The organism is Alcaligenes pakistanensis, from assembly GCF_014652815.1.
Taxonomy (GTDB): domain Bacteria; phylum Pseudomonadota; class Gammaproteobacteria; order Burkholderiales; family Burkholderiaceae_B; genus Alcaligenes; species Alcaligenes pakistanensis.
Genome location: NZ_BMZN01000002.1, coordinates 256,520 through 276,168, shown reverse-complemented (window position 1 = coordinate 276,168; position 19,649 = coordinate 256,520). Strand labels below are relative to the sequence as shown.

At 56.1% G+C, this 19,649-nt stretch carries 20 protein-coding genes; 12 read left to right on the top strand and 8 right to left on the bottom strand.

What is annotated here, in order from left to right; genetic code table 11:
• Positions 1 to 43 precede the first annotated feature (43 nt).
• Complete coding sequence (locus IE156_RS06220) at positions 44 to 586, bottom strand: carboxymuconolactone decarboxylase family protein (protein WP_189391672.1); 543 nt, start codon at positions 584 to 586, stop codon at positions 44 to 46.
• A 130-nt stretch (positions 587 to 716) separates the two neighbouring features.
• Here IE156_RS06220 and IE156_RS06215 point away from each other — a divergent pair, with 130 nt between their 5' ends.
• Entirely contained in the window at positions 717 to 1,571 is an 855-nt protein-coding gene (locus IE156_RS06215; RefSeq protein WP_189391671.1) for an AraC family transcriptional regulator, read from the top strand.
• On the opposite strand, the gene IE156_RS06210 is transcribed toward IE156_RS06215, so the two are convergent.
• Complete coding sequence (locus IE156_RS06210; protein WP_189391670.1) at positions 1,563 to 2,456, bottom strand: LysR substrate-binding domain-containing protein; 894 nt, start codon at positions 2,454 to 2,456, stop codon at positions 1,563 to 1,565. The two genes, IE156_RS06215 and IE156_RS06210, sit on opposite strands and share 9 nt — an antisense overlap.
• Positions 2,457 to 2,611: 155 nt before the next feature.
• Between IE156_RS06210 and IE156_RS06205 the strand changes: the two genes are divergently transcribed.
• The 3 genes from IE156_RS06205 to IE156_RS06195 all read left to right on the top strand — a co-directional run bounded on the left by IE156_RS06205 (position 2,612) and on the right by IE156_RS06195 (position 6,360).
• The gene (locus tag IE156_RS06205; protein WP_189391669.1) at positions 2,612 to 3,604 is read left to right on the top strand and encodes a Bug family tripartite tricarboxylate transporter substrate binding protein; all 993 of its coding nucleotides are present in this window, start codon (positions 2,612 to 2,614) and stop codon (positions 3,602 to 3,604) included.
• A 15-nt stretch (positions 3,605 to 3,619) separates the two neighbouring features.
• Entirely contained in the window at positions 3,620 to 4,795 is a 1,176-nt protein-coding gene (locus IE156_RS06200) for an amidase (RefSeq protein WP_189391668.1), read from the top strand.
• Between the two features lie 251 nt (positions 4,796 to 5,046).
• On the top strand, positions 5,047 to 6,360 hold the full coding sequence (locus IE156_RS06195; protein ID WP_189391667.1) for a ferredoxin reductase family protein: 1,314 nt from the start codon (positions 5,047 to 5,049) through the stop codon (positions 6,358 to 6,360).
• Here the strand turns inward: IE156_RS06195 and IE156_RS06190 are convergent.
• Complete coding sequence (locus IE156_RS06190) at positions 6,357 to 6,956, bottom strand: TetR/AcrR family transcriptional regulator (RefSeq protein ID WP_189391666.1); 600 nt, start codon at positions 6,954 to 6,956, stop codon at positions 6,357 to 6,359. The two genes, IE156_RS06195 and IE156_RS06190, sit on opposite strands and share 4 nt — an antisense overlap.
• Positions 6,957 to 7,100: 144 nt before the next feature.
• On the opposite strand from IE156_RS06190, the gene IE156_RS06185 reads away from it, so the two are divergent.
• The 5 genes from IE156_RS06185 to IE156_RS06165 all read left to right on the top strand — a co-directional run bounded on the left by IE156_RS06185 (position 7,101) and on the right by IE156_RS06165 (position 12,526).
• Positions 7,101 to 8,609, top strand: coding sequence for a DHA2 family efflux MFS transporter permease subunit (locus tag IE156_RS06185; RefSeq protein ID WP_189391665.1), 1,509 nt, complete (start codon positions 7,101 to 7,103; stop codon positions 8,607 to 8,609).
• Between the two features lie 42 nt (positions 8,610 to 8,651).
• Positions 8,652 to 9,032 (top strand): RNA-binding S4 domain-containing protein, encoded by a 381-nt coding sequence (locus IE156_RS06180; RefSeq protein ID WP_189391664.1) that lies wholly within the window; start codon positions 8,652 to 8,654, stop codon positions 9,030 to 9,032.
• A 590-nt stretch (positions 9,033 to 9,622) separates the two neighbouring features.
• Positions 9,623 to 10,777, top strand: coding sequence for a mandelate racemase/muconate lactonizing enzyme family protein (locus IE156_RS06175; protein WP_189391663.1), 1,155 nt, complete (start codon positions 9,623 to 9,625; stop codon positions 10,775 to 10,777).
• Between the two features lie 29 nt (positions 10,778 to 10,806).
• On the top strand, positions 10,807 to 11,781 hold the full coding sequence (locus IE156_RS06170) for a Bug family tripartite tricarboxylate transporter substrate binding protein (protein ID WP_189391662.1): 975 nt from the start codon (positions 10,807 to 10,809) through the stop codon (positions 11,779 to 11,781).
• Positions 11,782 to 11,884: 103 nt separating this feature from the next.
• A complete protein-coding gene (locus IE156_RS06165) occupies positions 11,885 to 12,526 on the top strand; it encodes an HD domain-containing protein (RefSeq protein ID WP_229841061.1) in 642 nt (213 codons plus the stop codon).
• Between the two features lie 90 nt (positions 12,527 to 12,616).
• On the opposite strand, the gene IE156_RS06160 is transcribed toward IE156_RS06165, so the two are convergent.
• From IE156_RS06160 to IE156_RS06140, 5 genes are all read right to left on the bottom strand, one after another.
• A complete protein-coding gene (locus IE156_RS06160) occupies positions 12,617 to 12,991 on the bottom strand; it encodes a nucleotide pyrophosphohydrolase (protein WP_189391660.1) in 375 nt (124 codons plus the stop codon).
• A 71-nt stretch (positions 12,992 to 13,062) separates the two neighbouring features.
• Positions 13,063 to 13,524, bottom strand: coding sequence for a YaiI/YqxD family protein (locus IE156_RS06155; RefSeq protein ID WP_189391659.1), 462 nt, complete (start codon positions 13,522 to 13,524; stop codon positions 13,063 to 13,065).
• Positions 13,525 to 13,527: 3 nt separating this feature from the next.
• Entirely contained in the window at positions 13,528 to 13,794 is a 267-nt protein-coding gene (locus IE156_RS06150; RefSeq protein ID WP_189391658.1) for a hypothetical protein, read from the bottom strand.
• 194 nt (positions 13,795 to 13,988) lie between these two features.
• The gene (locus tag IE156_RS06145) at positions 13,989 to 14,270 is read right to left on the bottom strand and encodes a peptidylprolyl isomerase (protein ID WP_094195522.1); all 282 of its coding nucleotides are present in this window, start codon (positions 14,268 to 14,270) and stop codon (positions 13,989 to 13,991) included.
• 95 nt (positions 14,271 to 14,365) lie between these two features.
• Positions 14,366 to 15,073: a TerC family protein gene (locus IE156_RS06140; protein WP_189391657.1), complete on the bottom strand. Its 708-nt coding sequence runs from the start codon at positions 15,071 to 15,073 to the stop codon at positions 14,366 to 14,368.
• Positions 15,074 to 15,529: 456 nt separating this feature from the next.
• Between IE156_RS06140 and IE156_RS06135 the strand changes: the two genes are divergently transcribed.
• The 3 genes from IE156_RS06135 (at position 15,530) to IE156_RS06125 (ending at position 19,612) form a co-directional block, all read left to right on the top strand.
• Entirely contained in the window at positions 15,530 to 16,036 is a 507-nt protein-coding gene (locus tag IE156_RS06135; protein WP_189391656.1) for an RNA polymerase sigma factor, read from the top strand.
• The gene (locus IE156_RS06130) at positions 16,026 to 17,021 is read left to right on the top strand and encodes a FecR family protein (RefSeq protein ID WP_189391655.1); all 996 of its coding nucleotides are present in this window, start codon (positions 16,026 to 16,028) and stop codon (positions 17,019 to 17,021) included. Before IE156_RS06135 ends, IE156_RS06130 begins: the two co-directional genes overlap by 11 nt.
• A 149-nt stretch (positions 17,022 to 17,170) precedes the next feature.
• Positions 17,171 to 19,612 (top strand): TonB-dependent siderophore receptor, encoded by a 2,442-nt coding sequence (locus IE156_RS06125; RefSeq protein WP_189391654.1) that lies wholly within the window; start codon positions 17,171 to 17,173, stop codon positions 19,610 to 19,612.
• Positions 19,613 to 19,649 lie beyond the last annotated feature (37 nt).

The window sequence follows — 19,649 nt, the reverse complement described above, 5'->3', positions numbered from 1 at the left end:
AAAGCCCGCCTGCACACAAGCAGGCGGGCCATCACAAAATGACTTAGGCGGTCAGTTCAACGGCCTTGAAATCCACCGGCACATCCAGCGCATTGTTGATGTAGTTGGTGAACAGGTTCAAGGCGGTTACGCCGACCAGTTCAACGACCTCACCTTCAGAGAAACCGGCATCACGCACGGCTTGCACATCAGCAGCCGACACTTGCCCACGCTGATCCACCAGCTTGAGCACAAATTTCAACGCTGCAGCAGTACGCGGGTCATCGGACTGACCGCGCTGGGCCTGGGCCAAGGTCTCTGGGTTCAAACCGGCATTGGCACCGAGCACATTGTGAGCCGCCAGGCAATATTCGCAACGGTTACGGTCGGCAATGGCAATAGCCAATTGTTCGCCCAGTTTGGCGCCCAGCTGGCCGCCACCAAACGCCCCGAAGGAGCCCCACATGCTACGCAAGGCCGCTGGCGAATTGGACACCATACGGAACATGGCAGGCACGCTACCACCAAACGCCTTTTGAATTTCCTGCAAAGCAGGCTGGCTGGCGGCGGGAGCTTGAGCAACTTCAGGCAAAGTAAGACGGGACATGGTGATCTCCTGTGGAAGTAGGCCGTTGTGGCCAAAAAGAAGCGAGCAGGGATAGTGTCTCGCCAACAGCAAGATCATTGGATAAGATTAGTCCCTACAACTTACCTTTTCATCCAGACAAGGATGTTTCATGAACCTGGATCGCCTCTCCCTCTTGTTGGAGCAATTCCGTGTCCGAGCCCATCTGTTCTACAACGGCTCCTTGTGCGGTGTGACCCGGTTTGCCGCCCAACCTGGACGTGCCTTTCTACATATTTTGCGACATGGCCAACTCAGCGTGCGTCACGACCCACGGGATCCGGTACCTGAAGTCCTGACAATTGATCGCCCCAGCCTGCTGTTTTATCCCCGGCCGCTGGAACATTCTTTTTACGATTTACCCAATGAAGGCTCGGACTTCACCTGCGCGACGCTGGATTTTGACGGTGGAGAACACCACCCGTTGGCCCGTTCCCTGCCCGATCTGATTATTGTTCCGCTAGATGAAGCCGCTGGGCTGGAACAGGCACTGGGCCTGCTTTTTGCAGAAACGGAGTCTGTACGCTGCGGCCATCGTTTGCTGGCAGATCGCCTGTTCGAGATCGTACTGTTGCAATTGCTGCGCTGGCTGTTTGACCACCCAGACCGTTGCGACATCCCCGTAGGCTTGTTCCGCGGGCTATCGCATCCCCCCGTTGCACGCGCTTTGCTGGCGATTCAAGCCGACCCAGGCCGGGACTGGACGGTGCAATCGCTGGCCCAGGAAGCCAAGCTGTCACGCAGCGCTTTTGCGGTGCAATTCAAACAGTGGGTAGGCGACACGCCAGCAGATTACTTGGCTCAATGGCGCTTGTCCCTGGCCTGCCAAAGATTGGTTCAAGGCCAATCGGCTAAACGTATTGCCTTGGATCTGGGCTATGCCAACCCTTCCGCCCTGTCGCGCCTGTTTCGCCAACGCACGGGCCAGTCCATGCGGGAATGGCTGGCCGGACGTCAGTCAGAGTAGACGTCCCTGGTCCAACACGGCCAGAAAGTTCGCCAAGGCCGGGTTGGGATTGTCAGACTCATGGGCGCTCATCAACTCGGCCGCAATATCCTCAGCATCCAGCAAAGGCAGATACACCAAAGTATCCGTGCGCAGACGAGCCAGAGAAGCGGGGACGATAGCCGGTGCGATACCCGCTTCGACCATCACCAAAACCGTTGGCACCATGCTTTCCTGCACAAAGCGCGGCAAGCAGCCTGAACGCTGCAACATGCGTTGCTGCAGCAAATGAAAGTAGCGCGAATGCTGGCGTGAATAAGCCACCATCTCGTAGGAAAAAGCCTGAAATAGCGTCAAGCCCTGACGATGCTCCTGGGCGCGCGGATCATCACGCCTAAGCACAAACATCATGGGTTCGGATTCCACTAGCTGCGGATTCAGATCCGGCACCGCAAAAGAAGGCCGGATCAAGGCCACATCTACCCGGCGCTCGTACAAGGCAGCCGGCATATCGCTGGAATTCATCTCGTAGACCTGCATATCCACTTGCGGGAAATCCTGGCGAAAACGGTACAAATGCCTGGACACGCCGGCGTAAGCACTGCTGGGGGTCAGGGCAATGCGCAACATACCGGTTTCACCTCGATGTACTTGCTGCACGGCTTGCACCGTTTGCTCCAGCTCCGTACCAATCAGACGCAAACGCCGTTGCAACTCGGACCCCGCCGCCGTCAGTTGCACACTGCGCGTGGTGCGGATAAACAAGGTGGCCCCTACCTGCTCTTCCAGCCTGCGTATGGCTTGGCTCAAAGGCGGCTGAGTCATGAACAAGCGCTGGGCCGCTCGGCCAAAGTGCAGCTCTTCCGCCAGGACCAAGAACATCTCGCTTAACTTAGAGTCCAACATGCACACACCAATTAGGTCTGAAAATGAATCAATAGCATTTATTTTTAATATTAGACAACATAATACCCGCTATCTACTATCCGTCCTGACACTTATCAAAAAACAGGGCCACACTGCACGTCACTGCGAAAGTTGGCCCACCGCAGGAGATAAACATGACGGTATTCAAGCATCGCGCCCCTTTACTGAGCGGCCTGCTGGCATTAACTTTACTGGGTTCCAATTCGGCTTTGGCTGATGCAGCCTACCCATCCCAGGCGATTACCTTTGTCGTGCCCTACGCGGCAGGGGGCAGCTCCGACACCCGCTCGCGCATGCTGGCTCAAAAGATGAGCGACAGCCTGGGCGTGACCATTGTGGTGGAAAACAAGCCCGGTGCCAGCGGCAATATCGGCACCAGCATGATTGCTCGTGCCAAGCCCAACGGCTACACCATCGGCTTGGGCAACTTTGGCCCCATGTCGGTGAACAAGGCCCTGTACGGCAGTAACCTGCCCTTTGATCCTGAGCAGGATTTGCAGCCCATCGCCTTGATCGAGCGCGGTGCCATGGCCCTGGGCGTGAACAGCAACTCCGCCTACCAGTCCCTGGCTGATCTGGTGGCTGACGGCAAGAAAAACCCCGACAAGCTGGACTACGCCTCGACCGGAGCAGGTGGTGCTTCGCACTTGCTGACCGAGCAGTTCAAGGCCACTTCCGGTTTTGATGCGGTCCACGTTCCTTATCGTGGTGGTGCACCCGCATCGAACGATTTGCTGGCCGGCAATATCTCCTTTTATTTAGAATTGGCCAGCCTGTTTCTGCCACACATGCAAGTCGACAATCCCCGTTTGCGTGTTCTGGGCGTGACCTCTGAAGAACGTCTGAAATCCATGCCAAACATCCCCACCTTCAAAGAACAAGGGGTGGATCTGGTGGCATCGAACTGGTTTGGCGTGATTGCTCCTGCTGGCTTGCCAAGCGATGTCCTGGAAAAACTGAATAAAGCCGTTAACGACGCGCTAAGCGCCCCCGACTATCGCCAGATTGTGGAGTCCCAAGGTGCGGAAGTCGTGGGTGGCACTCCCGAAGAATTCTCCGCTTTTGCGAAAGAAGAAACTAAACGCTGGACCGCGCTGATCAAAGCTCAGAACATCTCGATTCAGTAACTCCAGTTCTCGCTTATGACTGCAAACCCTTCCCCCCTCGCTAAGCAGGACCAGTCCATCCAGGCCTGGTCCTGGCTGGCTGACCCAGCCACCTGTATAAGCACCAATCCCAGCGGCCCCTTGGCGGGCTTAAGCTTTGGTGTGAAAGATGTGCTGGATGTTCAAAGCATGCCCACCCGCTACGGCGCGCACTTCCCCGACGCCTTGCCCGCAGAACGCGATGCCGCCTGTGTCGCCCTGCTGCGCCGTGCGGGTGCCATTGTCGTCGGTAAAACTGTTACCGCTGAATTTGCCTACGCCGCCCCTGGCCCCACCCGTAACCCGCTGAATCTGGACCATACACCGGGTGGTTCCTCCAGTGGTTCAGCGGCTGCGGTGGCGGCAGGCATGGTCGATTTTGCATTGGGGACCCAAACTGGGGGCTCCATGATGCGCCCCGCTGCGTTTACCGGCATTCTGGGTTTCAAACCCAGCTTTGGCGCGGTCCATCGCAGCGGTCTTTTCTTGCTGTGCGACAGCCTGGACACCATTGGCTATTTCAGCCGAGACCTCTCGGTCTTGCGGCGAGTTGCCACAGTGCTGCAAGGCTTGCCTGAAGTCCGTGTCCCCAGCGCGCCACGTATCGGTGTTCTGGATGGCAAAGATCTGGGCCCGATTACGCCCGCTGCGCTGGCTGCCCTGGAGCAAGGCTGCCAGCACCTGGAAGAACAGGGAGCACAGCTGGAGCGTCTGCCAGCCGATCCGCAATTAAAAGAACTGCTGATCCTGCAAGGGCAGATCATGGGCTACGAAATGGCCCGCAGCCTACTGCCGGTCTGGCAGGCCAGCCCTGATGCCTTGCGCCCCGTTACGGTACACGCCATCAAACAGGGTCTGGATATGCCCGCTGCCGACTACCACGCCTGGCAAGCACGGCGTCGCCAGCTTGAACAGGAATGGCAGGATCGTTACGGTCATTTCGATGCCTTGCTAACGCCTGCTGCCCCAGGGCCTGCGCCGTATGGGCTGGACAGCACGGGTTCCTCTGTTCTGAACCGCCCTTGGTCTTTGTTAGGTTGGCCTACTTTGAGCCTGCCAGCACCGGGTCAAAACAGCCCGCTGCCCTTGGGTCTGCAACTGATCGGGCAGCCGCATCAGGATAATGCTTTACTGGATCTGGCATCGTTGCTGAGCCCGGCCGCACAAGCATAAAAAGTAAAACAAGGCCAAGTTGAAACAAGCAAAAATAGAGTAAACAGCAACCATAATCATTTATAAATTCTTTAAATAACAAATATTTAGGGCTACTTTGAGTTTTCTCAACACAGCCTTGAATACTGGCTCTACCGACCATCAGGCTGCGTACTAACATCGATAAGGTGTCTTCGGTACGCTGCGTCGGTTTTTGGTTCTCACACGGCAATTACGCAGCGTCCGTTCCCCCTAACAATCCGGACAAGGCCATGCGTCGCCCTCTTTTATTACTGCTTTCCGCTTTCTTTCTGATCTGGGCTGTTGAAGCCCTGTGGCTATCCCCCTCCCCGCCGGGTGATGGTCTGTGGGTGTTGCGGCAAGAAGGTATGTTGCTAACCGGGATTCTGGCGCTGGGCACCATGACAGCCATCATGGTTCTGGCCCTGCGCCCCCGCCGTCTGGAACCTTGGCTGGGTGGGATGGACAAGGTCTACAAGCTGCATAAATGGCTGGGCATTATCGCTATTTTGTTAAGCCTGGCGCACTGGCTTGGCAAGCAATCCAAGGGCCTGATCTCCTCCGCTATTGGCACCAGTGGCAAACTGGCTAAAGTACCTGTCCCCGAATGGGTCAGTCTGTTCAAACCCTATGCCAAAACCTTGGGTGAATGGACTTTCTACGCCCTGATCCTGATGCTGATCATCACGCTGGCGCGCCGCACGATTTCCTATAAAAAGTGGTACAGCCTGCACCGCCTGATGCCGGTGGCCTATCTAATCCTGATTTTTCATGCGGTGGTCCTGACTCCTATAGCCTACTGGAGCGGGATTGGCGGCTGGTTGCTGGCCATCAGTATGGTCATTGGGACAGTCGCCGCTGGCATTCAACTGCTGCGTAACTTGAGCTCGGCCTATCCGCATACCGGCACCGTCATCTCCTGCTGCTCGCAAGGCGATGTGCTGGAGGTGCAATGCCGCATGGACCAGTCCTGGCCTGGGCATCAGGCCGGGCAATTCGCCTTTTTGCGCTTGAAGGGCGAATCTGAATCTCATCCCTTTACCCTCTCGGATGCTGATCAGGACGACCAGATTGTGCGTTTCCATATCAAACAATTGGGCGATTGGACGCGCCGTTTACCTGAGCGTCTGCATGTCGGCCAGAACATTGAGCTGGATGGCCCCTATGGCCGCTTCACGCAGCCTGAACAGGACGATGGCGGTATCTATATTTGGGTGGGGGCCGGTGTAGGGGCCACTCCGTTTCTGTCTTGGTTAAGCCAGGAGCACCAGGAAGGCCACGCGCCCTACGCCTACTTGCAATATGCCTGTCAGCACAGCGATGACCCACTGGCCCAAGCCTTGATTAAGGCTGCTGAAGATCACCCGGATGTTGATCTGAAAATCTATGCCGATGGCCGTCGCTGGACGCCCAAGGACGTGCTGCAGCATTACCACGCCGACAAACCCATGCATATCTGGTTCTGTGGGCCAGCCAGTATGGGCAGGCAACTGCGGCGCGAGCTAAAGCAAACCTTGCCCGCAAAATCCTGGACCCTGCACAAAGAGCACTTCCAGTTTCGTTAATGAGGCAGCTTCGCCCCCAACATAGCAACGAATAAAGTCACCAAATTGTCTTCCATGGCGGCCCATTGCTCCGGGCTGTCCAAGCCCATATTGTCGACTGCACCGTGCATGCCCTGGTAGATCACCCAAGCAGTTAGGTCTACATCCGCCACGGACCAGACCCCTGCTTTTTGTCCTTCGCTAAGGATCAAATACAGCGGCTCGGTCACAATATTGCGCTCGCCTTGATAATTGCTGCGCATATGGTCTGAAAACACCAGATCGTGCATTTCCAGCGTGTCCCGATACGCCTGCACGGAAGCACGAATCCAACATGCCAGGCGTGCAACCCAATCGTTATGAGGCGCTTGCTCCAGCGCACTCTGAACTCGGTCATGAAACTGCTGGATGAACTGTTCACGCAAGGCAGCCAAGAGCTCTTGTTTGGAGCTGAAGTAATGGTAGAACAAGCCTTTCGACATCCCCGCCCGTGCCACGATGTCATCGACCGGAGTGGCATCAAAACCGTGCTGTAGAAACAAGGCGGCGGCCGCTTCCAATAGATCTCGGCGACGAACTTCAGAGGGCTGGGTACGAGGTGTTTTGGCGACAGTCATGGGCTTCAAAGTAAGGATAAGAACCCGGTCAACAAGCTCACTGGGCATCACTGCGCTATTTTAGCCAGCCTATTTATTTTATATTGACTGACAGTCAGTCAATACCTTATAGTCGTCGATAATAATTCTCATTTATCAAATATTATGACTCGCCGACTTGCTCTAACCATCGCCATTTATCTAGGGACTTTTATGGTCACCCTGGATATCAGCATCGTCAATCTGGCCCTGCCGCGTATGCAGCAGGCGCTGCAAACCGATATGGCCGGACTGCAGTGGATTGTGGATGCCTATGCCCTGTGCCTGTCCGCCTTTATGTTGTCCGCCGGCTTGCTGGGTGACCGCTACGGCCGCAAGAAAAGCTGGCTGCTGGGGGTATTGGCCTTTACGGTTGGCTCCATGATGTGCGCCTTGGCAGACTCGCTCAGTGCCCTGCTTTGGGGCCGCATTGTGCAAGGCATGGCGGGTGCCTTATTGATACCCGGTGCGCTCTCCATTCTGACGCATGCCTTTCCCGACTCTGCTCAACGTGCCCGAGTCATTGGAGGCTGGTCATCCTTCAGTGCCCTGGCCTTGGTACTGGGCCCGATTCTGGGTGGGGTGCTGGTCGATGTGGCCGACTGGCCCTCTATCTTCAGCCTGAATCTGCCATTGGGTTTGTTGACAATAGGCTTGGGGATATGGGGTATTAAAGAGTCCGCCCACCCCGAACACGCTGCCTTTGATCCTATTGGCCAATTGCTCAGTGCTGTCTGGTTGGGCGCCCTGACCTATGGACTGATCTGCGCCGGAGAACAAGGCTGGCACGCCTCCGAGACGATCCGTTCTTTAGCCTTGGCCGCTGTCACCTTCGTGGCCTTTATCTATGCCCAAACACGTGTTGCTCGCCCTCTTCTACCCTTGAATCTATTTCGGGATTATCGCTTCAGCACTGCGAATGTGGCCTCCTTCGTGCTAGGTTTCGCGGCCTACAGCAATGTGTTTTTCCTATCGCTGTTCTTTCAGAACGCCTTGGGCTGGAGCGCAACGCAAACTGGCTGGGGGCTGGCTCCCCAATTCATTGGCATGGCCGTGCTGGCCTCGCGTTTTGGGGCGCTTAGCCAACGCTTTGGTTTGAAGATGGTGCTGACATTTGGCTTTGGCCTAATGGCAGCAGGTTCATGGTTGATGCTGCTGCTGCAACCCGGCGCTTCTTACTGGTTGGCCGGTTTTGCGCTGGCGGTACTGGGTGTGGGCATGGGCTTGGCGGTACCGGCATGCAGCACCTTGGTTATGAATCTGGTGCCCCGCGAGCGCTCCGGTATGGCCTCTGCCACCACCAATGCCATTCGCCAAACCGGCATGACACTGGGCGTTGCCTTGCTGGCCTCCTTGATGAGCCAAGGCGCTGTGTCCTCCCTGTCCAGCCGCCTGGACCCTGCTCATCCTGATGTGGAGCAAGCGCATCAAATCATTACCTCCGGCCAGGTGAATTTACCCGCCTCGGCAGACCCCTTGTTCTGGATGGATGCTGTTCAGCACGCCTGGGCCGACGGCTTCCACCGCGTCATGTTCTGGGCTGGTCTGCTGGCCGTATTCAGCTTGGTCCTGTTGATTCGTCTGCGCTTACCGCGTGTTCAGGCGGCCCCCACCGCTGCGGTGGAGCTGCATTAACCCCTACTGTTCTGCAAGCCCAGCCTGGATTTACAATAGCGCATGGACAAATTACGACTGGATAAATGGCTCTGGGCCGCACGCTTTTACAAGACGCGCAGCCTGGCCTCCGAAGAGATCACCAAAGGGCGGGTTTTGCTGAATCAGCAAACGACCAAACCTGCCCGTGAAGTCTCTGTCGGTGATCGGATTACCTTGCGCAAAGAAACCCCAGCCATGGAAGTTCAGGTAGCCGCTCTTAGCGGGGTACGCGGACCTGCTCCCGTGGCCCGCCAGCTCTACCAAGAAACAGAAGCAAGCAGCACAGCCCGCGCCCAGGCAGCGGAACAACGCCGCTTGGCTCCCGAGCCTGCACTGGATTTTGATGCAGGGCGCCCTACCAAGAAGGATCGCCGCCAACTGCAGGTTTTGCGAGGTAAGTAGGCTCTCTTCCTCTGGGTAAAAAAATATCGATCTGGCCCTGCCAAGCTGCCCCGCTTAGCGGGGCTTTTTCTTTTTGGTGACTCCCTTAGCGGGCTGCCGGACTGAGGTTTCAGACAAACCAGGAGAAGTTAAGAAGGGGCCAGCACAGGCAGAGGTGCACATAAGAACAACGGCGGCAGCGGTAGCAGTAGCAGTAGCAGTAGCAGTAGCAGTAGCAGTAGCAGTAGCAGTAGCAACGTCATCATAACGGCTATTTTTATCGCCATCTTTAGCCTGCCTGCCACGAAAAAAATAACAAACTGCCTCAGCACCTTCTCTTGCGTAGCCTCACTGACGCAGTAATCATCCGCACAGCTCTTTGCATGTTCCACAAAGCGGCTTTTCACTTGCCTTTACAAAGGCTTCCCAAAACTCTGCCCCTTCCACCAAACACCCAACCCCGACTCCTTCCCCTCTTTTGATATATCAGAATATGAATTTATATATCAATAAAATCAAGGGTTTACACCGTTGATCACGCTCGCAACAAAACGCTATAAACCTAAAACAATTACATGCAAACGCATTAAAAAATGCGAGGAGACAGGAAAATGAAAATCACGGCAGTACGCGCAATTCCGTTGAACGTGCCTTTTGAGTTCAATAGCGCCGGCATCAAAAAACCCAGCAATCTGGCCATCTGCCATGTGGAAATTGAAACGGACGAAGGCATCACCGGCTATGGTCTTAGCGCCATTACCGAAGAGCACCCCGTTGCCAGCACCATCAACGATATTCTGGCCAGCGACCTGATCGGGCAAGACCCCTTGAACACCGAGCGCCTGTGGGATCGTATGTACTGGAATGTGTGCCCTCGCGGCCAGACAGGCTACGCCATGCACGCGATCTCCGCCTTGGACATCGCCTTGTGGGACATCAAGGGCAAAGCGCTGGGCCTGCCCGTATGGAAACTGCTGGGCGGCGCGCGAGAAAAAGTCCCTGCCTATGCCACTTTCGGCTTTGCATTCCTGGGCGAAGAAGAGCTGGTCAACGTTGCGCGCGACTGCGTAGATCAAGGGTTCAAGGGCCTGAAAATGGTGGTGGGCCACCATGGTCTGCAACGTCGTGACGAGCCTCGCCCTCTGGCCGAGCTGATCCGTCAGGACATGCGCCGCATGAGCTTGGTACGCGAAGCCATCCCGGCCGACATTCCGCTGTACATCGACGGCAATTGCAGCCTGGACTATGTCCATGCCAAAACCATCGCCCGTCATGCAAGAGATCTGGATGTAGGCTTTTTTGAAGAGCCCATCACGCAAAACGACACAGGCCGTCTGCGCGAACTACGTCAAAGTACTGGCATCACCATTGCCGCGGGTCAAAACGAAGGCCAGTCCTACCGTTTTCGCGATCTGCTGATGCAGCAGGCTGTCGATATTCTGCAGCCCAATGTGCTGATCTCGGGTGGCTTCACTCAGTCCCGCAAAATCTTCGCCCTGGCAGAAAGCTTCAATGCTTCCGTCGCCAATGGCGGCGCTTTCCCCTCTCACAACGGTCACCTGCATTGCGGTTTGCTTAATGGTGGCGACGTGGAATGGCACTTGGCTGCCAGCGCCATGATGGCCGAGATCTACACCGGCCTGCCCCAACCCGAGCAAGGTTGGCTGCGCATGCCTGACGCTCCCGGTCTGGGACTAACACCACGGCACGATCAAATCGACAAACTGCGCAGCAACCCCGGCAGCCTGGGCTCCGGCAAAGGCTAAACCGACTATTACCGAGGAGGTAAACAGACATGAAACCCTGGTCCCGTGTTGTACTTGCCCTCAGTTTTATCTTTGCTGCCGCGCCCCAAAGCTGGGCAGCTCCCCCCGCCTGGGCCGAGCGCCCGGTGCGGCTGATCGTCCCCTCTGCCGCAGGAGGTTCAGGCGACACACTAGCCCGTCCGCTGGCCGAGGCATTGGGCAGTGAAATTGGACAAACCGTGGTAGTAGAAAATAAAGGAGGAGTCGGTGGCGTGCTAGGTGCCAGCATGGTGGCCAACTCCAGCCCCAATGACAATCAACTGCTGTTTGGTGCCGTACACCACATGATTGCGCCTGCGGTGTTGAAAAACTTTCCCTACGACACCCGCAAAGACCTGAAAGCCGTCACCCTGATTGCAGCCATGCCCAATGTGCTGGTCGTTAACGCCAACTCGCCATACCACAGCGTGGACGACTTGCTGGCGGCGGCTAAAAAGGGCGCTGGCGTGAACTACGGCACCAGTGGCGTGGCCACCATGCTGCACCTGATGGCAGGCAAACTGGAGAAAAAATCCGGCACAGCCATGACCGCCGTGCATTACAAAGGCAGCGGCCCTGCTGTGATGGCGTTAATCAGTGGCGATCAAGTGGACTTTATGTTCGAGACCATGCCATCGGCCGTCGCGCAGATACGCAATGGCCGCTTGCGGGCCTTGGCCGTCTCAAGCCCGGAACGTGCCGCCGCCCTGCCTGACGTGCCTACCTTGAAAGAATTGGGCATGGATGAGATCAGCGCCCAGACCTGGTACGGAATTTTCATGCAAGGCGATGTACCCGATGCCACCGTCCAAGCCGTGGCAGACAGCATCCACCGAGCCTTGAACACTGAAAAGATCAAGGAAATCTGGGACGGAAACGGGGCAACCCTGGTCACCAATAGCCCGGCTGAATTCACGGTGTATGTGGATCAGGATCTGAACTATTGGGCCGATTCGGTGCGTGATTTGGGGCTGAGCAACTTCTAGCCAGTCCCCCCAAGGGCTACTGGCAACAGTAGCCCTTTTTTGGGCTTGCCCTGATCCATATGCTTCGCGTTATGCTGTGCACCTCTCACAGCAGACAATGACTATGCCCAATCCCTTCTCACCCTTTGATGAGCTTGCCGCTGTTTTATTGGCCCACACCCAGAACCTGAGCAACGACGGCTCCCACGACCAATCACATCTGCTGCGTGTCTGGAAAAACGTCTGTGCAATCCAGGCCAAAGAAGGTGGAGATCTGCGTATCTTGCTGGCAGCGACCCTGCTGCATGATTGCGTCGCGGTAGAGAAAAACTCGCCCCTGCGCTCTCGGGCCTCTACCCTGGCAGCCGAACAGGCGCGGCATATTCTAAGCAATATGGATTGGTCCGAGCAGGACTGCGAAGCCGTGGGCCACGCAGTGCAAAGCCATAGCTTTTCAGCCAATATCCAGCCCGTCAGTCTGGAGGCGCGCATCTTGCAAGACGCAGATCGACTGGATGCAATCGGGGCTTTAGGTATTGCTCGTTGTTTCTATACAGCAGGACGAATGGGTTCCAGCTTGTATGAACCAAAAGACCCGCAGGCAGAGAATCGCTCTTTGGATGACAAGCGCTACGCATTGGATCATTTTCCGGCCAAGTTACTCCAATTGGCCGATGGTTTTCAAACTAAGCGTGGACAGGAAATCGCGCGTGAACGCCACGCGCGGATGGAGCGGTTCGTGGAGGAAATGGTAGGCGAGCTATAAGTCCTCAGCCTCACCACACAAGAGATCAAGACAGACTTGTGACTCAAAAGCAGTACAACTTCTAAGCGTCTTCATCCTCTCAGACCCCTCCTACAACTCCGTATATTTCTTGTTCGTCCCCCGCACCTTATCGGCCGGGTATTTCTGCGCATTCTTAACGAGCTTGTTGGTGACGGCTTCGTTCATGTCCACACCCAGGACGAAGGCCAGACGGCTCAGGTAGATCTGCACATCAGCCAGTTCATCGCGCACGGCTCCGGCCGTTTTCGGATCGTTCCCGACTTCGCGGGACTGGTCTTCTGTCAGCCACTGGAAGATCTCGATCAGCTCACCCACTTCATTCGTCAGTGCCATGGCCAGATTTTTAGGGCTATGGAATTGATCCCATTCGCGCTCGCGCGCGAACTGGGCGACAGCCTCGTTCAGGCCAGTCAAATTCATCAAGGGGCGGTTTGAGTCTGTCATTACACACTTCACTTTAAAAATTTCAATCCAGTGACAGACTCACATACAGGCCAGGCCGGTGGCAAGTCTGTTTACGATCTGGTGACGGTTTTCAGGCTGGCCATCAGACGGTCCAGCGCATTGGCAAACTCACGTCGGTCGGCTTGGCTAAAGGGCGGTGGGCCACCCGTATCCACGCCCGTGCTGCGCAGTTCGTCCATCATGTCGCGTATGGCCAGACGCTCGCCAATGCTATTGGCATCCAGACGCTCGCCTCGCGGGGTCAGAACCAAAGCGCCACACCCCAGCACTTGCGCGGCTAAAGGAATGTCTGCGGTAATCACCAGATCTCCCGGACTGGCGTGTTGGACGATATAGTCGTCCGCCACATCAAAGCCTCGCGCAACTTGCACCGCCCGTAGCCAGGGCGATGGCGGCGTGCGCAGCATCTGGTTCGCCACCAGGGTGACGTGTCGGCTCCAGCGTTGCCCGGCTCGGTACAGGATTTCTTTGATGACTACCGGACAGGCGTCCGCATCGACCCAAATTTGCATGGATTACAGATCCAAAGCTTTAGCCAGCAGACGGTCAATCACTTCATTGGTGGACACTCCTTGCTCGCTGGCACGGGCACGCACGGCATCAATGACAGGTTGGGTCAGTTTGACCGGGAAAGACACCAGGCCAGCAGCCTGATCCTGCCGACGCTGTTCGCGCCGATCAGCAACAGCGGATTCAGTCGCAAAACGCTGCGGTGTGCCCGCTTTTTTTACATTGCTCAGCAGTTTGACGGCGCTGAGCTTTTCCATATCGGTGCGTTTCATGAGTTTTCTTTATAAGAATAGGCTGGCTCGCTCAAAGTAAGCGAGCAACGCGAGGACAAGGCCACGAGCCGGTATGGCTGGCATACTGCGCAGCTTGCAGGCAAATGTCCAGGCTTTTTATGTATAAGGCAAAGGAGCTGGAAACTACACCACAAAAAAACCCGCCGAAGCGGGTTTTCTTTGGCCTGATCGTATCAGTCCTGACGTGCAGTCACTTCTACCAGGTGGTAGCCGAACTGAGTCTTGACGGGGCCTTGTACAACACCAACGGGGGCGCTGAACACAACCTGATCGAACTCGGGCACCATTTGGCCACGACCAAAGGTTCCCAGCTCGCCGCCCATACGGGCCGATGGGCAGCTGGAATTTTCCTTAGCCACCTGAGCGAAATCAGAACCACCTTCGATCGCGGTTTTCAATTCATTCGCTTTCTCTTCGGTGCTGACCAGAATGTGGCGTGCGGAGGCTTGTGCCATGGTGTACTCCTTTTTTTAGAAAATCGTTCGAGCTTAACCCAGAACCGTGCCGGACGCGAAGCCCCCGGCGCGGTTCTACACCTGCTGTTTCAATTTCAGGCTTGGGCAACTTGCTTGCGCTTGCGAGCTGCCAAGGCATGACCCAGAGCCACAATCAACAAAGCACCCACGACTTCAGCAATCAGCTTGGTGCTGGTGGAGGCCACACCAAAGTACTCGACGAATTTTACGTCAGTCACGATCATGCCACCGGCAATCCAGCCCAGCAACGCTGCGCCCAAAGTCACTACAAATGGGAAGCGATCGATCAGCTTCAGGACCAAGGTGCTACCCCAGATGATGATAGGCACACTAACAACCAGACCAAATACCACCAGACCAATCTGGTGATCCGGATCTGCGGTTTGAGCCGCGCCGGCAATGGCGATCACGTTATCCAGGCTCATTACAAAGTCAGCAATGATGATGGTTTTAACAGCTTTCCACAGAGTGGAACTGCCTTCCACATTACCGTGACTCTCGTCTTCGGGAATCAGCAGTTTCACGCCAATCCAGACCAGCAACAGGGCGCCAACCACTTTCAGGTAAGGCACGGCCAGCAAAGTCAGCGCAAAGGCAATCAGCACAACACGCAGGCCAATGGCGCCTACCGTGCCCCACAAGATACCCTTCATGCGTTGCTTTGCAGGCAAGTTACGGCAAGCCAATGCAATAACCACCGCGTTATCGCCCCCCAGCAATATATCGATCATGATGATCTGAAATACTGCCGCCCAACTCATTGTTTGCAAAAACTCCATCATGTGTAAGACCGCCTTTTCAAATTGTTTGATTGAAACCTGACGACCATCTTGCATGACTGTACAACGATAAAATGACGGGTGTTGTACAAAACAAAAATGGCCTGATCCATTAAGGACGCAGGCCATATCTTTTTAGAGGATACACCTTGCCCATTAATGGCAAGGTCTTGCTTGCAACCCTAAGGTTGCCCGGGCACCGGGAAAATGTGAAAAACACAGATTACCGTGATGACGATGCGCCGGAAAGTAAGCTACTCCCCCTGATAGTTCGCAAGTATAGCGATCTTGTATGAAACAACAAAGCATTTCGCCGAACATAGGTGTTTTTCAGGATTCGGGCTGGGGGAGCGTTGCATGGCAACCTCACCCCAAACGGGGACAATGATTAGCCATCATTGAGTTAATGAGAACTATTTGCAATAATTTGCTTTTTGTCATTTGACCACTCTCGCCCTCATGTCCAACTCGGACCTCTCCCGCAAAAGCTGGCTGGCCTATTATGGCGAGTTCATGCAGTCCTGTCTGCGTCGCTTTGGCGGCTCTGCGGATGCCGAGGATGTAGCCCATGATGCCGTTGAGGCCTTGCTTCAAAAAGACCAGAACACACTGAGCGCAACGCATGCGCGCAATTTTCTGTATCGATCCGCCCGCCACCGGGCTATTGATCTGTGGCGTCGTAATACCCGCTTCCAGCACCTGGCCTGGGACGAGCTGCACGAAGATGCCCACCCCACCACGGAGGGAGCCGATACCCATGCCAGCGCAGAACAACTGCGTCAGGCTTTGGTCACTGCTTTGGAAGCGCTTCCCTTGAATCACCGACGGGCCTTTGTATTGAATCGCATTGAAGGCTGGACCCAGCCTGAAATTGCCCGTCATCTAAAACTGTCTGTCGCCAGTGTGGAGCGCCATATTGCGCTGGCCAGCCAGTTTGTCCGCGAGCGTCTGCGCGATGAGTTCTAAACCTTCCTTTTATCCCGGTGAGGCCACCTCCTGTGCCGAGGCGGCGGCCCAATGGTCGGCACGCTTACACTCGGGCCGCTTCACCCCAGGCGATGAACAAGCGTTGGAAGAATGGTTGCAAGCCGACCCGGAGAACGAGCGCGAATTCCTGGCTGTCGAGCAGCTCAGCTCCCTGGCCAGTACTTTGGACAAGGATTTGGTCAGTTCGCTGTATGGCGGTGCGGTGCCCGTCCGGCCAGATCTGCGCCGTCGAAAACTGATTCGCAACACCGGAGCTTTAGTCGCTGTGGCAGGCTCGGCGGGTCTGGCCAGCCTGCTACTCAGCCCCCAGGCCGTCTACGCCGCTTCCCTGCAAACACGTGTGGGCGAGCGCCGTTGGATTCCCCTGCCCGACGGCTCCAGCCTGGAGCTCAATACCGGCACGCAGGCCGAACTACGCTTTTATGAGGACAGCCGCCATTTGGACTTACTCCAAGGCGAAATCATGTTCTCGGTAGCCTCCAACCCTCAACGCCCTTTCATCATCAAAGCGGGAACCATCCAGATATGCGTTACTGGCACCAGCTTTACCGTACGCCGCGATGCCGAGCAGGTCCGGGTGCTGGTAGAAAGCGGCAGCGTAGAAGTGTCCAGCGGACGTTGGTGGAACCGCCAGACCCGTTATCTGGCCGCCGGCTCCGGAGCCACGATTTCCCCCGAAGCAGGCTTAAACATCCAGGCGGATGTGGATGTGGCCGCTGCTACCGCCTGGCGACAAGGACGACTGATTGTGCGAGACATGATTTTGTCTGACGTAGTGGCGGAAATTAACCGCTACCGCGAACAGCCGATTCGTATTGCCGAAGCCAAAATCAGCCAGCAGCGCGTCACCGCGTCCTTTCTACTGGATGAGCAAAGTGCCGTGCTGCAAGCCCTGCAACAAATCTTGCCTCTCCGTGCTCAAACACAGGCTGATGGCAGTGTCATTTTGCTGGGCACTTTGTAATTACAATTAGTTTCAAAAAAAGCAACTCAAGCTGAGGGGTTTAGTAAGACTGACTCGTATTTAGATTCAGCGTTCCTCAAATCCTGTTTGAAGGAATAACTCTGAATCTGGGCACTGCGGTGCCCGCCCCTCTACCTTGAACCGCCACCGTGAACCGAACCGCTTTTCTACCCCGCCTGCGCCCTGTCCTGCTCGCCCTGATAATGGCAAGTACCAGCGCCCCTGCCCTGGCTCAAGATACTCCCGTTCCTATTCATATCCCCGCCCAGGCCCTGTCCGAAGCCTTGTTAAAACTGGCCGAGCAAACTCAGCTGCAGGTCTTTTTCTCGCCCTCGCTGGTTCAAGGTCTGAGTACGCCCCCTATCCAGGGCCGCATGCGCCCTGAAGAAGCGCTACGCACCTTGCTGCAAGGATCCGGTCTGGAATACCGGCGCGAAAATAATACGATCACCTTATCGCGCCCCAATACGGATGCCACCATGCTGGCCCCGGTGCGTGTCGTGGGCCGTCGTCTGCCTGTGACTGAAGGCAGCCAGACTTACGCCAGCCACGGCCCCAGCACGACCGCCACCAAACTGAATATGACGCTGCGCGAAACTCCGCAGACCGTCAGCGTCATGACGCGCCAGCGCATTGAAGACCAGTCGCTGGACAATATCGGCAGTGTGCTGCAACAAGCCCCAGGGGTTTCCATTCAACACATAGGCAGCGACCGCTACACCATCTACTCGCGCGGCTATGCCATCGACAACTATCAGTTGGATGGTCTGTCCACCCTGTCCGATATCGTTAGTCAAAACATCCCTCAAGGGCTGGCCGATATGGCAATTTATGACCGCGTGGAAGTGCTGCGCGGTGCCTCTGGCTTGCTGACCGGTGCAGGCGACCCGTCCGGCGTCGTCAATATGGTGCGCAAACGCCCCACGGCAGACTTTCAAGGCCATGCCGAAGTGGGCTACGGCTCCTGGGATCAGATGCGAGCTCAAGTGGATCTGAGCGGGCCCTTGCTAAGCAGCGGCCGTCTGCGGGGTCGCCTGGTGGGCGCACACCAGGAAGGCAATAACTATATGGACTACTTCAAGACCAAAAAAGATATTGTCTATGGCGTTCTGGAAGCCGATGTCACCGACACCACCTTGGTGACCTTGGGCATGGATTATCAGAAAAATGACCCACGCGGCTCCACCGGCTCCGGCCTGCCCCTGTTCTACAACACAGGCGAGCAGATTGATTACGACGTTCACACCAGCCCCGGCGCACGCTGGAGCACCAACACCATGGAAGTGAGCAATAGCTTCCTGAAATTGGATCAGCAACTGCCCAGCGACTGGGCCTTGGCGCTGTCTTTAAACCATATGGAAGGCCGCCGCAGCGGTCAGCGTGCCGACGCCTCCTGGGGCTACCCCGATCCGGTCACCGGCAAGGGTGTGAAGCTGTATGGTGGCGTGTCCAGCGCCAAGCAACGCCAGACCAGCTTCGATGTACACGTAAAAGGTCCTTTCCAGCTGTTCGGGCGCGAGCATGAGTTGGTGCTGGGCTTTAACTCCTCCAAATATGACAACTTTCACGAGCCCATGCGCTATGCCGGCATTGAAGGCACGGCAGTGAACAATATGTTCGAGTGGGACAACAACCCCGCCCGCCCCAATATCTCCGGCGAAAAGCTGTTTGATTACGACTTGTCGGTCAAGCAATACGGTGGCTATACCGCTCTGCGCTTAAAGCCCAGCGACGATCTGGCCGTGATTCTGGGTACCCGCATCAGCAATTATCGCTACAGCCTGTCCCAACAATATCCCGACCCGGTACTGGCTCGGAACAACAGCCTGAAGACCATGAATGAAGACAATGTCTTCACTCCCTACGCGGGCATCGTCTACGACCTGACGGAAGAACATTCGATCTACGCCAGCTACACCAGCATTTTCAAGCCACAAAGCTACCGTGACCGTAGCGGCAACTTTTTGGACCCACGCAAAGGCAATAACTATGAGATCGGCCTGAAAAGTGAAATGCTGGATGGCCGCCTGAACAGCAGCATTGCCCTGTACCAGATCCGCCAGGACAATCTGGCCGTGGCAGACAGCGGTTTTATTGTGCCGGGTACAGAACGCGAAGCCGCCTATACCGCCGTTAAGGGAGCCAAAACTCAAGGCCTGGATATGGAAGTGACGGGCGAGTTGCTGGACGGCTGGAACATGGCCCTGAGCTACACCTACAGCCAGACCAAAGACGCCCAGGGCGAGCGCATCAAAACCCTGGTGCCACGCCATATGGCCAAACTCTGGACCACTTACCGCTTGCCCGGCAGCTGGAATCGCCTGACCGTGGGGGGAGGTGTGAATTGGCAAAGCCAGATCCACTTCACCGCCACGCCGTGGGATTTGGGCAAGACCGTGACAGGCGAGCAAAGCAGCTACGCCGTGGTCAACCTGATGGGCCGCTACGACTTCAGCAAGCAATTGACGGCTACCTTGAACGTCAACAACTTGTTCAACAAGAAATACCTGAGCGCTCTGGACCAGACCTTCTACACCGGCTATTACGGTGCGCCACGTAATGCCATGCTGAACCTGCGTTATTCCTTCTAAGCGGCTCGGATCTTCCTGATGGGAAAACGGCCCGCGC

What these genes read in the sequence shown, in the direction of transcription:
- IE156_RS06170 (WP_189391662.1), top strand. Translation starts at nt 10,807, where the DNA reads ATGAAACCCTGGTCCCGTGTTGTACTTGCCCTCAGTTTTATCTTTGCT.
- IE156_RS06150 (WP_189391658.1), bottom strand. Translation starts at nt 13,794, where the DNA reads ATGAAACGCACCGATATGGAAAAGCTCAGCGCCGTCAAACTGCTGAGC.
- IE156_RS06135 (WP_189391656.1), top strand. Translation starts at nt 15,530, where the DNA reads ATGTCCAACTCGGACCTCTCCCGCAAAAGCTGGCTGGCCTATTATGGC.
- IE156_RS06130 (WP_189391655.1), top strand. Translation starts at nt 16,026, where the DNA reads ATGAGTTCTAAACCTTCCTTTTATCCCGGTGAGGCCACCTCCTGTGCC.
- IE156_RS06220 (WP_189391672.1), bottom strand. Translation starts at nt 586, where the DNA reads ATGTCCCGTCTTACTTTGCCTGAAGTTGCTCAAGCTCCCGCCGCCAGC.
- IE156_RS06175 (WP_189391663.1), top strand. Translation starts at nt 9,623, where the DNA reads ATGAAAATCACGGCAGTACGCGCAATTCCGTTGAACGTGCCTTTTGAG.
- IE156_RS06180 (WP_189391664.1), top strand. Translation starts at nt 8,652, where the DNA reads ATGGACAAATTACGACTGGATAAATGGCTCTGGGCCGCACGCTTTTAC.
- IE156_RS06165 (WP_229841061.1), top strand. Translation starts at nt 11,885, where the DNA reads ATGCCCAATCCCTTCTCACCCTTTGATGAGCTTGCCGCTGTTTTATTG.
- IE156_RS06210 (WP_189391670.1), bottom strand. Translation starts at nt 2,456, where the DNA reads ATGTTGGACTCTAAGTTAAGCGAGATGTTCTTGGTCCTGGCGGAAGAG.
- IE156_RS06205 (WP_189391669.1), top strand. Translation starts at nt 2,612, where the DNA reads ATGACGGTATTCAAGCATCGCGCCCCTTTACTGAGCGGCCTGCTGGCA.
- IE156_RS06215 (WP_189391671.1), top strand. Translation starts at nt 717, where the DNA reads ATGAACCTGGATCGCCTCTCCCTCTTGTTGGAGCAATTCCGTGTCCGA.
- IE156_RS06195 (WP_189391667.1), top strand. Translation starts at nt 5,047, where the DNA reads ATGCGTCGCCCTCTTTTATTACTGCTTTCCGCTTTCTTTCTGATCTGG.
- IE156_RS06160 (WP_189391660.1), bottom strand. Translation starts at nt 12,991, where the DNA reads ATGACAGACTCAAACCGCCCCTTGATGAATTTGACTGGCCTGAACGAG.
- IE156_RS06185 (WP_189391665.1), top strand. Translation starts at nt 7,101, where the DNA reads ATGACTCGCCGACTTGCTCTAACCATCGCCATTTATCTAGGGACTTTT.
- IE156_RS06190 (WP_189391666.1), bottom strand. Translation starts at nt 6,956, where the DNA reads ATGACTGTCGCCAAAACACCTCGTACCCAGCCCTCTGAAGTTCGTCGC.
- IE156_RS06140 (WP_189391657.1), bottom strand. Translation starts at nt 15,073, where the DNA reads ATGATGGAGTTTTTGCAAACAATGAGTTGGGCGGCAGTATTTCAGATC.
- IE156_RS06145 (WP_094195522.1), bottom strand. Translation starts at nt 14,270, where the DNA reads ATGGCACAAGCCTCCGCACGCCACATTCTGGTCAGCACCGAAGAGAAA.
- IE156_RS06155 (WP_189391659.1), bottom strand. Translation starts at nt 13,524, where the DNA reads ATGCAAATTTGGGTCGATGCGGACGCCTGTCCGGTAGTCATCAAAGAA.
- IE156_RS06200 (WP_189391668.1), top strand. Translation starts at nt 3,620, where the DNA reads ATGACTGCAAACCCTTCCCCCCTCGCTAAGCAGGACCAGTCCATCCAG.